Raw genomic sequence first — 15,352 nt, forward strand, 5'->3', positions numbered from 1 at the left:
AAATACAAAATAGAGGTGGGTTATGTCAAGGGTTAAAATTGAAGTTACAAGAGAAATATCTAGTTTAGATTTAGAAATAATTAATGACTTTTATTTACCAATAATAGGCACTATAGGTTATGCTATATATTTAAATTTATATAAAAGATTTAAAAAAGGGTATTTTCAAATTTTTAACTTGGATTTAGATGCTTTTTTAAATAAATTAAATATTAAACAAAATGAATGAGAAGAGACTAGAAATGTCCTTGAGGCTATTTCATTATTTCAAACTTATTATAATGAAGATAAAGATGAATATTTATTTTTACTCCAAAAACCATTAGATATTTCAGATTTGTTGGGTAATAGCTTACTTAAATCTAAAATTCAAGAAAAAATTTCTGAAGCTGATTTTGAAGAATTAATAAACAGATATAAAAAAGAATTTATTTCAAAAGATCGTTTTAAAAATATAAGCAAAAAATTTTATGAGATTTTTCCATATGATTTAAAAAAAGAAGAATTTATTATTGAACAAAAAGAAGAAAAATCAACATTTTCCTACAAAAATGTTTTAAATACAGAAGATTTTTTAAAACAATTAACACAAAAAGATCCCAAACCTTCTTTAGTGAAAGGTGTCAATCTATTTTTGGAAAATAATGATTTATCTCAAGAAGCAATTAACACAATTTTAAATTTTTGTTATTTAGCTAACTCTAATTCTTCAATTTCTCTTGCTTATTTTAAAAAAATAGCAAAAGATTTAATTGACAAAAAAGTTATTTTACCTGATGAAATTAAGTCTGAATTAAGAGAAGTATTAGAATATAAAAAACAACAAAAACAAGTTAATATTTTAAATGATTTTATTTCTCCACAAGATAATTCTAATATTGATTTATCTTTTGATAACACTAATAAAAAAAGAAAAATTTTAAATAACAATTTTAAAGGCTTGATTGATGAAAAATAATGATTTAAATTTATTTTTAGGGCAATCAGAATTTAATATTGATGAAGAAAAACAAAATCTTATTAAAAAAATTTATCAAAATGAAAAAATAAAAAAGATAATTATTGACGAAAATATTACTCTTTTAGAAATCCAAAATAATATAGCAACTTTTATTCAAATGCTCAATCCTAATTCAAATTATTTTATAACTTTGAAAAGAGATGAAAATAAAAAATTAAAAAAAGTTTATTTTTTAAGTAATGAATTCAAAAAACAATCATATAAAAATAGATTTTGACTTACTGAAATTACAGATATAAACTATCAAAACACAAAAGAAAAATTATTAAAACAAAAATATAATGTTTCTGTTGTGGAACTTTTAAGTGATAAAAATGCTTATAGAGTTCCTTTTTATCTTTGTGGTCAATCAGGCAAAGGTAAAACCTCTTCATTAGAAGCTATCGCTATTGAAAGAGCTAGAGAAAATAATGAAACAATCGCTTTTTTAAACTTGCCTGATTTATATGCATATGTTTTTGACTTATTCAACAACAAAACAACTACAATTCAATCTATTAGTGACAAAATAAAAGAAGTAGATGTTTTGTTTTTAGATGATATTGGTTCTGAAACCCCTAATTTTTGATTTTTAAATACTTTTTTATTTCCTATTTTAAATTATAGAAATAAATTAAAAAAACCTACATATTTTTCATCTAATTTTCCTCAAGATGAATTATTGAATGTTTATAAATCTCCGAAGATTGATGCTAATTTTATAAAAAGATTGATAACAAGAATAAAAGGTTTAGTGCATGATGAACTTTTTACTGAATAAAAAAGTAATTTAATATATAATAATTAAATATATTATGGAAAGAACAAAAATCACTAGAATAAAAAAATGAAAAAAATATAGAGAATCAATATATGGATTTTCATTTTTTTATTTAGCTTTTTTCAATAATAATAAAAATATAAAAGATAAAATTTCTAAATTGAATAAAACAATCAAAAGTTTTGACTATGAAAATATTTTAAATAATGAAGAAATTAAAAATATTTTTTCTCATAATGATGTTAAAAATAATTTTAATTATAAAAATTGAAAAATTGATAATTTAAAACTAAAAATTCAAAATTTAGAAAATAATTTCTTTAGTGATTTTTCATTTTTAGAAAATATAAATTTAGAATTTGATTTTTTACAAAATGAAAAAGATAGATTAAACAAAATAAAAATTCAAAACCATACAAAGGGGCGAAATGACAAAAATTAATGTTGCAATCGATGGCCCATCAGGAGCTGGTAAATCCTCGATTTCAAGTGAAATCGCAAAAAAATATAATTTAACTTTTGTAAATACCGGAACTTTTTATCGAACAATAGCTTTTTATTTTTATTTAAAATATGGAAATGATTTAAATATTTTAAAAGATAAAGATACTGTTTTAAAACAATGAAAAATGGAATATATAACACTTGAAAAAGATGGAACTATTTTGTTAAATGGATTTGATTATTCAACTAGGTTAAGAAATGATTTTATTTCACGCGGTGCAAGTATTATTGGTACACATAAAGAAATAAGAAAACAAATTGTTGATTTTTTACAAATGTATTCTAAAAAAGAAAAAGGTTTTATTATGGAGGGGAGAGATACCACATTCTCAATTTTACCTCATGCTGAATTGAAGATCTTTTTATGGGCATCACCAGAAATAAGAGCTAAAAGAAGGGTTAAACAAAATAAAGAATTAAACATTTCAGAAGATTATGAAAAAGTTCTTGAAGCTATAAAACAACGTGATTTTCTTGATGAAAATAGAAAAATTGATCCTTTACATCAAACAGAAGATTCTATTTTAGTGGACTCAACAAATATGACAATGTCAGAAGTGATTGAGTTTATTTCTAATTTAATTGAGGAAAAAATAAATGTCAAATAAAAATTTAGTGGCAATAGTGGGTAAACCTAATGTAGGCAAATCTACGCTTTTTAATAAATTAGTTGGAAAAAGAATTTCAATTATTCATGATTCACCAGGTATAACTAGAGATAGACTTTATCATGATATTGATTGAGTTGGTAAAAAAATAAAAATCATTGACACAGGTGGTATAGAAATTGAAAATAAACCTTTCCAAGAACAAATAAGACTTCAAACTCAAATTGCAATTGAAGAAGCAAAAGTTATTATTTTTATGTTGAATGGAAATCAAGAAATTGATAAAGATGATTTTTTTGTTGCTAACTTATTAAGAAAAAGTGGTAAAAAAATTGTTGTTTGTTGTAACAAATTGGAAAACAATAAAAACATTGATACATCAATTTATTCATTAGGCTTTAAAAAATATTTTTCTATTTCAGCAATGCATAGTGAAGGTTTAGGTGATTTGTTAGATGAAGTTGTGCAATATCTTGATTTTGATGTCCAAAAAGAAAAAAATGCCTTTAAATTATCAATTATTGGAAGACCTAATGCTGGAAAATCTTCGCTTTTAAACACACTCTTAAATGAAAAAAGATCAATTGTTTCATCAATTCCTGGAACAACAAGAGATTCTGTTGTATCAAAAATATTAATAGAAAATCAAAAATTTGATATCATAGATACGGCAGGTATAACAAAGAAGTCAAAATTGATTGAATCTGTTGAGCATTATGCCCTAATGAGAGCGATGTTATCGTTGGAAGAATCCAACCTTTCATTAGTGGTTATTGATGCAACAACAGAGTTAAGCCATTTTGATTTAAGACTTGCTGGGTATGCTTTTGAATTACAAAAACCTATCATTATTGTTATTAATAAGTGAGATTTAATTAAAAAAGAAACACAAACAATGCATGAATTTGAAAAAGACATAAGAAAAAAATATAAATTTCTTGATTGAGCGCCGATTGTTTTTATTTCTTCACTTTACCAACAAAGAATTGAAAAATTAAGAAAAACAATAATTGAAGTAAAAAATAATTTAGAAAGAAAAATTTCAACTAATTTATTAAATGAAGCCATTATAGAAATTCAAATGATTCAACCTGCCCCTTCATTTAAAGGTAAAAGATTAGAAATTTCTTTTATTAAACAAGTTGAAGGAAGAATTCCGACTTTTATAATGTTTGTAAATAATAAAGAATATGCCCACTTTTCTTATTTAAGACACATAGAGAATAAAATTAGAGAATATTTCAATTTTAGAGGGACGCCGATAAAATTAATTTTAAAAAATAAAAATAAATAGTTAGGATGATTATGACTAAAAAAGAATTAATTTTAGAAATAGCAACAAAAACAAACCAAACACAAAAAAATGTTGAAGAATTTCTAGAATCTTTCATTAAAATAGTTACTAAAAAAATAAGTAATGATGAAAAAATTAATATTAGTGGTTTTGGAATGTTTGTTTCTATAAGGAAAAAAGCAAGGGAAACAACATACTGAAAAACTAAAGAAGTTTTTCAAGTACCAGAACAAAGAGTTCCGAAATTTAAACCTTCTAAAACATTAAAAGAAGCTGTGGCTTTAAAAAATAACAATTAACAACAATTTTTATAAACACATTTGAAAAAATGTGTTTTTTTATGCATTTTTTTTTATTTTTTATTTCAAAATCTCAATAAAATCTATAATTCCTGGGTATGTTATATCTAATTCAAAACCTTTATTTTTTAAAAAATCTAAATTTATTTTTTCTTTTTTGTAATTTACTTCATTTGCAAAAAGTAAGAAAAATTTATCTATATTTTTAAGTAAAATTATAAAAAAAGCAAGACCCTGATGTTTATGAATTTTTTTCAAATAATTTAATTGGTGTTCTTTAATATTGCTTCAAGATAAAAAATTATCATTTGTACTTTTAGCTTCGAAACAGACAAATTTTCCATTAAAAACTCCATAGTAGTCTACTGTGCTTTTTTTAGAAATTACCCCATTTTTTAATTCTAAATTTTTATTTATTTTTTTAAATGTAATATCTAGATTTTTTTTATGAAAAATAGCAATATTGTTTTCTTCATAAAATTTAATTGTTTTGTTAATAAGTGTTTCAAGTAACATACCTCTATTTTTTGTTAACATAAAATAAAATAGAAAAAAACACTTTTTTCAAATAAAAAAAAAACAAAAATAGAAAAAAATATTTTTTTTTAAAAATAAAAAATATTAAGTCAAGTATAATTCTTTAATATTATGTTAGGAATAGATATAACTAATATTGCAAGATTTAGAAATATTAGTTTAAAAACAATTAAAAGATTTCTTTCAGAAGAAGAATTTTTAATATATCAAAATGAAGAAAACAAAATTAAATTTTTAGCTGTAAGATGAGCTATAAAAGAGGCTATTTTTAAAGCAGACAATCTTGAATATAGTTTTAAAAAAATTAATATTAAAAAAACTAAAGGCAAATACATATATAAAAATTTTGTTATTTCAACATCGTGTGAAGAAAATTTATTAACTGCTATTGCACTAAAAAAGGAGAATTAAAATGTTACCAAGAATTAAATTAATTTTACTTTCACCAATTTGATTATTTAGATTAAACAAACTTAGAAAATTAGCTAAAAAGTATCGTAAAAATAAATTAGAATTAAATGCACAAGCAAGAAATAATCTTATTTTAAAATACTCTTCTAAAATTTTAAAAATTTACAATGTTAAAGTAAATGTCATTAACCCAGAAGCTATACCTAAGTCATCCAGCTTAATAATGGCCAATCACCTTTCCAATGCTGATGCTTTTATTTTATTTAATGCTTTACAAGCTAATTTAGAGTCAAAAGATGAACCTAAAAAAATTCTTACATTTTTAGCAAAAACTGAATTACAAAGAAAAAGAACTATTAAAAATATTCTTAGTTTAATTGATACTTTTTTTATTGATAGAACAAAAATTAAAGAATCTGTAAAAACATTAGAAAATTTTGGAAAATTTGTTAAAGATAATAAAACATATGGTGTTGTTTTCCCAGAAGGAACAAGAAGTAAAGATGGAAATATGCAAGAATTTAAAAAAGCACCTTTTAGTTTAGCTAAAAAATCTTTATTAAATATTTTGCCAGTTACTATAAATTATAGTGGTGATACTTTTAATTCATTAAGAAGCAAACAATTAGTAGTTGATGTTTATATTCATCCATTAATTAAATCTTCTACCATTTCAATGTTATCGATAGAATCTTTAAAAAATAAAACATTTGAAACAATAGCATCTAAATATATTCCAAGTACTCCAGAAAAAAATAAAAAATAGAGTGAAGTTATGCCAAAAGAAAATGAATTTGATAATGTAGCACAAAACTCTCTAACAAATATTAACATTGAAAATTTTAATGGTCCTTTAGATTTATTGCTAGCGCTTGTAAAAGAAAAAAATATGAATCTTTTAGATATTAATCTCGCTGAATTAGCAACTGATTATTTAAGAATAATAAAGGATTTAAAAGAAAATGATTTTGAAATTGCAGCAGATTATTTAGTTATGTCAGCAACTCTCATTCAAATGAAAGCGAGAATGCTTTTGGTTGAAAAAGAACTGTTAGAAGACGCTGAAATTGAGGAAGATAAAGCTAAATTAATAAAATTATTAGCTGAATATCAACAATTTAAGCCTATTTTTGATGTTTTAAAACAAAGAGAAAGCAAAAGACTAAATATTTACATAAAAAAAGTTTCTAATCTCGAGCCGTTTATTAGACCTACTGATAGATCAAAAGTAGATGGTAGATCATCAAAAGCCAAATTAACTCAAATAATTAAAATGATGTTTGAAAGATTAAGTGCAGAAAAATTAAGACAAGTCAAAATTGATTCTATTAGTGTTACACCTGATGAGCAAAAAAATATGATAAGAACATTATTTTATGAAAATGAAGAAATTCATTTTAACAAAATATTTTCATTACCTACTTTAAAACATTTTGTCATTACTTTCATAGCAATGCTGGATATGTCAAGAAATGAAGAATTAATTATTAGTCAAGAACAACAATTTGGAGAAATAAAAGTTAAAAAAGGAATTAATTATGAAAAATAAAGTAATAGAAGCTATTTTGTATTTACAAGGTGAAGATGGTTTATCATCTGAGCAATTAAAAATTGTTTTAAAGTTGAACAAAGTTGATGAAGCTAGAATTCTTTTAAAAAGATTTGCAGAAAATTTCAATAAATTAGAACGCGGAATTTTTGTGGTTGAATTCAATGATGTTTTTAAATTTGCTACTAAAGAAATTGTTAAAGATTACATTTCTGATCTAGTTTCTACAACAAAAAGACAAAAATTAACTAATGCTGCAATCGAGACAGCGGCTATTGTGGCATATAAACAACCAGTGACTAGATCTATGATTAGTGAAATTAGAGGTGTTGCTTCTGATTCTATTGTTGCTTCATTATTAATGAAAGGTATAATTGAAGAAGTTGGAGTGTCACCAACTGTAGGACAACCAACATTATATGGAATAACTAATAGATTTTATGACTATTTTAGACTAAAATCTCTCCAAGATTTACCTAGTTTTCCTGAATTTGATAACTATAATGAAAATTTTGATTCAATTGAAGAACCATTAGAGGATGTTTTTGATTTATTCGGTTCACAAAGGGATGAAAACAATTAGATGGAAAATTTAGATAAAAAAAATTTATTTCTTTTAAAGTCTCAGATGCCAATTATAGATGAAGCTAGGGAAAAACTAGATAAAGACAAAGAAAATAACGTAAAAGATTCTTGTATTTTTTTAAAATCTATAAAAAAAATAGATGATATTAATTTTGAATTTGTTTATCAAAAGGCTTTTTTATTAGATAAATGGCTTAAATCTAATTTGAAAAAAAATAAAAAAATTTTAATTTTTCATGATGCAAAACCTGTTTGTATTACAATAAAAGAAATTTTTTCTAAAACATTTGCAATAAATTCTAACAATATTATTTATCAAATAAATGATAATGATTTTTCATTTGATTTAATGATAAACGAAACTATTTATAATCATTATGATTTATCTCTTTTTATATTAAAGATACCTGATTCTAATTCATATAAAATTTTAATTAGAAAAAATAAGTTCGAAAAACTAACAGAAGAAGATGAATTTTATTTAAATAAGACAAATATTTTTACAAATTTAAATGATGTAAATATTGAAAAAAAATTTGATAACATTTTTATAAAAAAAGATTTTAATCATTTAGTTTCTTTTGATAAAAATATGTCATTTTTAAATTCATATGTTTTTTTCACAAACAAAAATGATGAAAAAAACATTTTAGAAAATTTAAAAAATAAAAATCACTTTACATTTAATGAAATTAAAGATAAAACATTTTGAGAAAAACTATTTTCAAATTTAAAGTTTTTGTCTTATAAAAAAACTAAAGAAAGTAAAAATAATGTAATTTTATATATTGATAAATATAAAAATAAAAAGAATATTTTTATTGACTATAATAAAAAAACTAAATTTTTAAATAATCAGTCCATAACTTTGCTTATTATTGATTATTTAAAAAAAACTAATAAATTAAAAGATGATAATGTTTTTTTCATGAATCATGGACAAAACTATTTATTAAAATTTTTAACTGAATTTTATAATTTAAACATTCAAAAAATTAATAAAAATTATTTCACTGATTTTATACAAAACTTTAACATTACAAATAAACAAGATTTTTTTCTAATTAATAAAGACAAAATTTATTGCTTTAAAAAAGACTGAAATAATAACATTATTGGTTTAAATGATGTAAGCAATACTCTTTTGATTATAGAAATGTTGGAATATAATAAAAAAAATAATAATGATATTTTTAAAAAATTGCAAAACATTTCTAAAAATTTTGCAATTGAGAGAAAATTTGAAACTAAATTCAAATTATCTTATGAGTCATTTTTACACTTTGTGAAAACATCAAAAGCCACTAAAACAATTTCAGACTTAAAAATAATTAATTATAATTTTGTAAAAAATAATCATTTTCTTTCTGAAAATCAATTTGATTATTTAATGACTTTAGATAGTAATCAAACAGTTTTCTTGCATTATAATAAAATTAATCAACTTTTAACCATTCAAATTGATTCATTGCAAAAAAGTACAGATACTTATAAAAGTATTATTCTTAATGAAGAAAAAATAGTCGAAAATATTTTGCAATTTAAAACTATAGAAAAAAATAATCAAAATATTCAAAAGAAAATTATTAAATTTAGTTTTTTTATTTTATTAATTATTTTAACTTTTGTATTTTTATTTTTTACTATTTACAAAAGTAATAATGAATCAGTTGTTGGTGTATTAATTTTTAAAAAATTTTTCAATAATTTTTTAAGCTCAACAATGTCTAAATTACAAATTATTTTAATTATTTTGCTATGATTATTTTGCATATTTATAAGCTATTCACTAGTTATTTATAAATTGATGCGATTCAACAAAGAAAAAATAACATTATGGCATACATTTGTCTCAACTATTATATCTATTTTAGTGGCTAACATAACACCTTTTGCTTTTGGTGGTGAAATAATTTCATATTGATATTTGCAAAAAAAAGGTTATAAAAAAACTGTTGTAGCAGCAAGCTTTACAATTGCAGCAACGTTTTTTCAAATTTTAGTTTTAATGAAGTCTTTAATTTTTATTCCTGTAGGTTTTGTTCTTTATAAAGATATATTTTTTGGTCATTTTAATTTTCAATCAATAACTACTTCTATATTCACAATTTTAGGCTTTATTTTAAATATTTCTTTACTATTAATTATTATTTTTGTTTCTACATTTAAAAAAGTGCAATTCTTTTTAATACGTTTATGATTAGCTATTTTATCTTTTTTTGTTTTAAATTTCAATGCTGAAAGAAAAAAAGAATTAATTGAGTTAAAATTAGATAATTTTAAAAAAAATTATAAAAATACACTCAAAAATAAATGATTATTTTTTCAATGTATTTTTTATAAAATAATTGGATACTTTTTAATGCCAAATTTTTGAATAGCATTTATGGTTCAAAATAATAATTATGATTTTTCATCAATGATTTCTTGATATTTTTATTTTTTAACAGGAACTTCACTAATAGATGCAGCAAATAATTTATCACCAATCCCTGGTGGAATTGGAACTTCGGATGTATTAACTATTCACATCTTAAGCAAAAATGTTTTTAGTGGTAGTCCACAAGAAGTTCAAGAAACATTAAAATTATTTTCTTTTTCTAAAAATATTATCTTTTGGTTAATACCTAACATTATTTCTTTAATGTTTATATTAACAATACTTTGGGGCGAGAAAAGAATTAATAAATATAAAAATATTCAAAAGTTAATTTTGTTTAATCCCAAAATATCCACAAACTATAGAAAAACAAAAACTTTTTTCTTTAAAATAGCATCACTTTTTTGAATTTTTATAATTTTAATTTTATTAATTGTATTTATTTTTATCTAAAAAAAATAAATAATTTATAATTTTATAAATTAAATAAAATAAATAAAAATTAAAAAATTTTTTATTAAATTTAGTTGTTTATTTAATATGATTATTGGAGGTAAGAATGTCATTAGTAAATGCAAAATTAATGATTAAAAACGCTTATAAAAGAAAATATGCAATACCGCATATAAATATTAACAATTTAGAATGAACAAAGACTGTTTTATTAGCAGCGCAAGAAAAACGTTCACCTATTATTATTGCAACTTCTGAAGGAGCTGTAAAATACATGGGTGGTTACAACACTGTTTATGGTCTAGTTTCATCAATGATAAAAGATTTAAAAATTACTGTCCCAGTTGCTTTGCACCTTGATCATGGAACATTACAAGGTTGCTTTAATGCAATAGAAGCAGGATATACATCAGTAATGTATGATGGCTCACATGAAGAATTTAAAGTTAATTTAAAAAATACAAAAAAATTATTAGCAAAAGCAATAGCTAAAGGGGTTTCTGTCGAAGCTGAAGTAGGTTCAATTGGTGGTGAAGAGGACGGTGTTATTGGTAATGGTGAAATTGCAAACCCAATAGAAGCTAAAAAAATGGCAGCTGCTGGAATTGATATGTTAGCTGCTGGAATTGGGAATATTCATGGGCCATACCCTGCAAGTTGAAAGTCACTTAACTTTGAAGCAATAAAAGAAATAACAGCAAAAGCTAAAATTGGACTAGTATTACATGGTGGTTCAGGAATACCTGTGGATCAAATTCAAAAAGCTATTTCATTGGGTGTTGCAAAAATTAATGTTAATACAGAATTACAACAAGCAAATGCCACAGCTATAACTGAATTTGTTGAAAGTGGTAAAATTAAAATTGGTAAAAATTTTGATCCAAGAAAAATTTATTTCAATGCCAATGAGGCAATGAAAAAAGTAGTTTTTGAAAAAATTGCTCAATTTAACTCAGAAAATAAAGCGTAAAAGTAAGAAAATACTAAAATTTTTTGTCTTTATTTTCTTTTTTATTTTTGCCTTTTTTGCTTATAGTTGTGAAAATTTAAACAAATTTCAAGAACAACCATCAGTTATTAGTGAAAAATATAATATATATGATCATGAAGTTATTGATGGAGATACATTAAAAATTAAATTAACATTCGAAACTAAAACTTTAAGAATTTATGGAATAGATACACCAGAAATGAATATTAAAGGAAGTAATCCTAAAGAACCAACAAAAGGTGAAAAAAGATTTTATGCTGAAAAAGCAAAACATTTTTTAAAAATGTGAACAAAAAAACACACAAATTTTCAATATAAACAAATTGCAAAAGATAAATACGGAAGAATAGTAGCTAAACTTTATGATGAAAATAATGATTTTGCAACAGAAATTCTTAAGGAAGGATTAGCTATATTTGAATATATATCTCTTGATCAAAAAGATAAATATTATACAAAAGACAAAAATTATTTCAATCAATTAGTGCAAGCACAAAAATTTGCTATGCAAAACCAAAAAGGTTTTTGAAATAAATATAATAGTGTTAAAAAAATAAAGAAAGTAATTTATTAAAATGAGTTTCAGTAAAATTTTTATTAAAAATAATGTAAGAATTTTTTTGTCAGATTTTACAGATGTTGTTAATTATGCAGTTAAGAAACATAAAACAGCAAATTTTTCTTCATTAATTTTAGCAGAAGCAATGGTTACTTTGGGTGTTTTGTCCTTTATTTTACAATCAAAACATGGCAAAATTGTGAGTTTTATAAAATCTTCTGGTGCAATAAAAAATATAATTGTTGAAACTAATAGTAATGGAGAAATTAAAGCATTAGTTGGAAACCCTAATATTGAAATTGTCGAAAAAGAATATAAAAACGAAAACATTCCTTTGATTTTAGCAATAGGTAGTGAAGGAATTTTGCGCGTTACAAGAGAAAATAAATTTGATATTTTTACAAGCGAAGTTAAACTTGTAAAGTCTGATTTAATAACTGATTTAGCTTACTATTTTCAATCATCTGAACAAATTTTTACAGCAATTAAAACATCTGTAAAATTTTTAGATCAAAATTCATTTGAAAAAGTTTATTCTGTTATTTTTCAACTTCTACCAGGTCATCAAGAAGAAGATATATTGTGAGTTGAAAACTTTATAGAAAATAATAATTTAAATAATTTAACTTTTAATGAATATGAAAATAAATTAAATTCAACTTTTATTGAAATTAAAAAAATAAAATGACATTGTAATTGTTCAAGACAAAAACTGTTTGAAACTATTCAATCAATTGATAAAAAAGAACTTGAAAAAATTTTAATTGAAGATGGAAAAATAGAAGTTATTTGTCATTTTTGTGCAAATAAATACATTTTTCAAAAAAAGGATTTTGAAAATGAAACTTTTAAACACTAACATAACAATAGCTTCTGTTGAATCATTTACTGGGGGTTCTTTTTCTGCGAAAGTGGTAAGCAAACCAGGAGCCAGTAAATATTTTAAAGGTGCATTAGTAACTTATTGAAATGAAATAAAAGAAAAATTTAACATTGATACAAAAAATGGTGTTGTTAATGAAGAAGTTGCAAGAGTTATGGCAATGGAAGGGAAAAAATTTTTTCAAGTAGATTATTGTTTTGCTTTTACAGGAAATGCTGGACCTAGTGTTTTAGACAACAAAGATCCTGGTTTAATATATATTGCAATTAATGAACAAGTTTTTGAATTCAAACTTTATTTAGAAAGAAATGAAATAATTAAATTTGCTGTTGATTTTGCTTATGACAAACTTCTAAAATTACTGAAAAAAAATATGTAATTTTCTTATTTTTTTAAATTTTAATTACTTTTTTTAGTTATTTATCTATTTAAGCATAGAGGTAAAAATGAAAATTGAAAAAAAATTATTAAAAGCAGCATTTAGTGAAATTGAAAAAAAGTTTGGTAAAGAAGCTATTATGCTTTTAGGTGAAAAACCAGATATAAATACTGAAGTTTTTTCTTCAGGTTCTATTGCTATTGATAATGCTTTAGGAATAGGTGGTTTTCCTAAAGGTCGTATTATAGAAATATATGGTCCTGAATCATCAGGGAAAACAACTATTTCTTTACATGCAATTGCCGAAATTCAAAAACAAGGTGGCATTGCAGCTTTTATTGATGCAGAGCATTCAATTGATCCAAATTATGCTATAAATTTAGGGATTAACATAGATAATTTGATTATTTCTCAGCCAGATTCAGGAGAACAAGCTCTAGAAATTGTAGATACTTTAGTAAAAACAGGCGCTATTGATTTAATAGTTGTAGATTCTGTTGCTGCTTTAGTGCCTGAAGCCGAACTAAATGGTGAAATGAAAGATCAAGTAATTGGAGCACAAGCAAGATTAATGTCAAAAGCTTTACGTAAAATTACAGGATCACTTAATAAAAATAAAACAACTGTTATTTTTATTAATCAAGTGCGTGAAAAAATTGGAGTTATATTTGGTAATCCAGAAACAACACCAGGAGGAAGAGCATTGAAATTTTATTCATCTATCAGAATGGATGTTAGAAAATCAACACAAATTGCAGCCAATGGTGATATTCTAGGTAATATGGTTAAAATCAAAGTTGTAAAAAATAAACTTTCTACTCCTTTTAAAACAGCAAATGTTGAAATTATTTTTTCACAAGGAATTTCTAAATTTGCTGAAGTAGCACAATTAGCTGAAGATTTTGCAATTGTCATCAAAAAAGGATCATGATATTCATATAATGATGAAAATATTGCCCAGGGGAAAGTTAATTTAAAACTAGCTCTTGAAAATTCAAATTCACTTTTTGAAGAAATTAAAGCAAAAGTATTAGAAAAAATGCAAAAAAATTAAAAAAATCTTTATTAGTAAATTAATTTAATATTTTAATTTTTTAGTGTTAAAATTTAAAATATGTTTTATAAAAATAAAAATAAAGAACTTGCTATTTTGTTTATTGGTGATGTCTTTGGTCATGTAGGAATTCACGCCATTGAAAAATATTTAAACAAAATAAAAGCTGAATATAAAATTGATGTTGTAATTGCCCAATGCGAAAATGTAACAAATAGAAAAGGAATGAATCAAAAAGATTACAAAATACTTAAAAAATTAGGTGTTGACATCATAACTTTAGGCAATCATGTTTGAGCAGATAAAGACATTTTAAATATAATCGAAAATAAAGACATTTTAAGACCCTACAATGTTAATGATATATATCCTGGACATGGAACAGAAGTTTTTGAAATAAATGGTGTTAATTTAAGAGTTACATCAATGTTAGGTCAAATATTTAATAAATTATTAAAACCTTGAAATGAAGAGATAGCTAACAATTTTTTTGATGCATTTGATGAAATAGAAAAAAATGATCTAAAAAATCAAAATGTTGACTATCATATTATTGATTTTCATGCTGAAACAACTTCTGAAAAAAATGTTTTTGGTCTTTATTTAGATGGAAAAATTTCAGCTATGCTAGGTACACATACACATGTTCAAACAAATGATGCAAAAGTTTTACCAAAAGGTACATTATATATAACAGATGTAGGTATGACTGGACCTTCAAATGCAGCAATTGGTGCAAATTATGAGGAAATTTATCAAAAAATGCGTTTTGGTAAATACACAAAATTTAAAATATCTAACACAACAGAGCAATTTAATGCTGTTTATTTATTTTTAAGCAAAAATGAAAAAGATAAAAAAATTTTTCCTATATCAATTTAAAAAAACAATAATTCAATTAAAACCACCTCAGGGTGGTTTTTATTTTAAATAAACATAAGTCAAAAACAAGCATATTATATTATATATATAATAGTAAACAGCTATTAAACAGCTATAAAACAACTATATTTTTTAGATTAAAAATAAGACTAAAAAAAAATATGTAAAAAAAATAAATTTTTTATTTGCTTTTTTTATTTTTT

Annotated in this window: 18 protein-coding genes; 17 read left to right on the forward strand and 1 reads right to left on the reverse strand. The window is 22.8% G+C overall.

All coding sequences use genetic code 4. The features are described from left to right. Positions 1 to 22: 22 nt before the first annotated feature. From EXC65_RS03355 to EXC65_RS03380, 6 genes are read left to right on the forward strand one after another with little or no spacing between them, the layout of a single operon-like run. Positions 23 to 958, forward strand: a complete 936-nt coding sequence (locus EXC65_RS03355; RefSeq protein WP_129720078.1) for a replication initiation and membrane attachment family protein — start codon at positions 23 to 25, stop codon at positions 956 to 958. Then, positions 948 to 1,781, forward strand: coding sequence for a DnaA ATPase domain-containing protein (locus EXC65_RS03360; RefSeq protein ID WP_129720079.1), 834 nt, complete (start codon positions 948 to 950; stop codon positions 1,779 to 1,781). The genes EXC65_RS03355 and EXC65_RS03360 overlap by 11 nt, the downstream gene beginning before the upstream one ends. A gap of 34 nt (positions 1,782 to 1,815) precedes the next feature. Beyond that, the gene (locus tag EXC65_RS03365) at positions 1,816 to 2,223 is read left to right on the forward strand and encodes a hypothetical protein (RefSeq protein WP_129720080.1); all 408 of its coding nucleotides are present in this window, start codon (positions 1,816 to 1,818) and stop codon (positions 2,221 to 2,223) included. Further along, positions 2,210 to 2,893 carry a (d)CMP kinase gene (gene cmk / locus EXC65_RS03370; protein WP_129720081.1) on the forward strand — a complete coding sequence of 228 codons (684 nt, stop codon included), beginning with the start codon at positions 2,210 to 2,212 and terminating at the stop codon, positions 2,891 to 2,893. Before EXC65_RS03365 ends, cmk begins: the two co-directional genes overlap by 14 nt. Next, positions 2,883 to 4,187 (forward strand): ribosome biogenesis GTPase Der, encoded by a 1,305-nt coding sequence (gene der, locus EXC65_RS03375; protein WP_129720082.1) that lies wholly within the window; start codon positions 2,883 to 2,885, stop codon positions 4,185 to 4,187. Before cmk ends, der begins: the two co-directional genes overlap by 11 nt. Positions 4,188 to 4,198: 11 nt before the next feature. Next, the gene (locus EXC65_RS03380) at positions 4,199 to 4,486 is read left to right on the forward strand and encodes an HU family DNA-binding protein (RefSeq protein WP_165001348.1); all 288 of its coding nucleotides are present in this window, start codon (positions 4,199 to 4,201) and stop codon (positions 4,484 to 4,486) included. Positions 4,487 to 4,546: 60 nt separating this feature from the next. Here the strand turns inward: EXC65_RS03380 and recU are convergent, their stop codons facing one another. Then, entirely contained in the window at positions 4,547 to 5,023 is a 477-nt protein-coding gene (recU, locus tag EXC65_RS03385) for a Holliday junction resolvase RecU (RefSeq protein WP_129720084.1), read from the reverse strand. Positions 5,024 to 5,134: 111 nt separating this feature from the next. Here recU and EXC65_RS03390 point away from each other — a divergent pair, with 111 nt between their 5' ends. From EXC65_RS03390 to EXC65_RS03440, 11 genes are all read left to right on the forward strand, one after another. Beyond that, positions 5,135 to 5,434: a 4'-phosphopantetheinyl transferase superfamily protein gene (locus EXC65_RS03390; protein ID WP_129720085.1), complete on the forward strand. Its 300-nt coding sequence runs from the start codon at positions 5,135 to 5,137 to the stop codon at positions 5,432 to 5,434. Between the two features lies 1 nt (position 5,435). Further along, positions 5,436 to 6,200 (forward strand): lysophospholipid acyltransferase family protein, encoded by a 765-nt coding sequence (locus EXC65_RS03395; protein ID WP_129720086.1) that lies wholly within the window; start codon positions 5,436 to 5,438, stop codon positions 6,198 to 6,200. Positions 6,201 to 6,209: 9 nt separating this feature from the next. Next, on the forward strand, positions 6,210 to 6,983 hold the full coding sequence (locus EXC65_RS03400) for a segregation/condensation protein A (RefSeq protein ID WP_129720087.1): 774 nt from the start codon (positions 6,210 to 6,212) through the stop codon (positions 6,981 to 6,983). After that, positions 6,973 to 7,566: an SMC-Scp complex subunit ScpB gene (gene scpB, locus EXC65_RS03405; protein WP_129720088.1), complete on the forward strand. Its 594-nt coding sequence runs from the start codon at positions 6,973 to 6,975 to the stop codon at positions 7,564 to 7,566. Before EXC65_RS03400 ends, scpB begins: the two co-directional genes overlap by 11 nt. Beyond that, positions 7,567 to 10,401 carry a lysylphosphatidylglycerol synthase transmembrane domain-containing protein gene (locus EXC65_RS03410; protein WP_129720089.1) on the forward strand — a complete coding sequence of 945 codons (2,835 nt, stop codon included), beginning with the start codon at positions 7,567 to 7,569 and terminating at the stop codon, positions 10,399 to 10,401. Positions 10,402 to 10,507: 106 nt separating this feature from the next. Further along, positions 10,508 to 11,371 carry a class II fructose-1,6-bisphosphate aldolase gene (gene fba / locus EXC65_RS03415; RefSeq protein ID WP_129720090.1) on the forward strand — a complete coding sequence of 288 codons (864 nt, stop codon included), beginning with the start codon at positions 10,508 to 10,510 and terminating at the stop codon, positions 11,369 to 11,371. Beyond that, positions 11,331 to 11,966 carry a thermonuclease family protein gene (locus tag EXC65_RS03420; RefSeq protein ID WP_129720091.1) on the forward strand — a complete coding sequence of 212 codons (636 nt, stop codon included), beginning with the start codon at positions 11,331 to 11,333 and terminating at the stop codon, positions 11,964 to 11,966. The genes fba and EXC65_RS03420 overlap by 41 nt, the downstream gene beginning before the upstream one ends. Before the next feature lies 1 nt (position 11,967). Continuing rightward, a complete protein-coding gene (locus tag EXC65_RS03425; protein WP_129720092.1) occupies positions 11,968 to 12,810 on the forward strand; it encodes an Hsp33 family molecular chaperone HslO in 843 nt (280 codons plus the stop codon). After that, positions 12,791 to 13,213, forward strand: coding sequence for a CinA family protein (locus EXC65_RS03430; protein ID WP_129720093.1), 423 nt, complete (start codon positions 12,791 to 12,793; stop codon positions 13,211 to 13,213). Before EXC65_RS03425 ends, EXC65_RS03430 begins: the two co-directional genes overlap by 20 nt. A gap of 67 nt (positions 13,214 to 13,280) precedes the next feature. Beyond that, entirely contained in the window at positions 13,281 to 14,267 is a 987-nt protein-coding gene (gene recA / locus EXC65_RS03435) for a recombinase RecA (protein WP_129720094.1), read from the forward strand. A 60-nt stretch (positions 14,268 to 14,327) separates the two neighbouring features. Then, positions 14,328 to 15,149, forward strand: coding sequence for a TIGR00282 family metallophosphoesterase (locus tag EXC65_RS03440; protein WP_129720095.1), 822 nt, complete (start codon positions 14,328 to 14,330; stop codon positions 15,147 to 15,149). The last annotated feature ends 203 nt before the right edge of the window (positions 15,150 to 15,352 follow it).

The organism is Mesomycoplasma neurolyticum, from assembly GCF_900660485.1.
Taxonomy (GTDB): Bacteria; Bacillota_I; Bacilli_A; order Mycoplasmatales; family Metamycoplasmataceae; genus Mesomycoplasma_A; species Mesomycoplasma_A neurolyticum.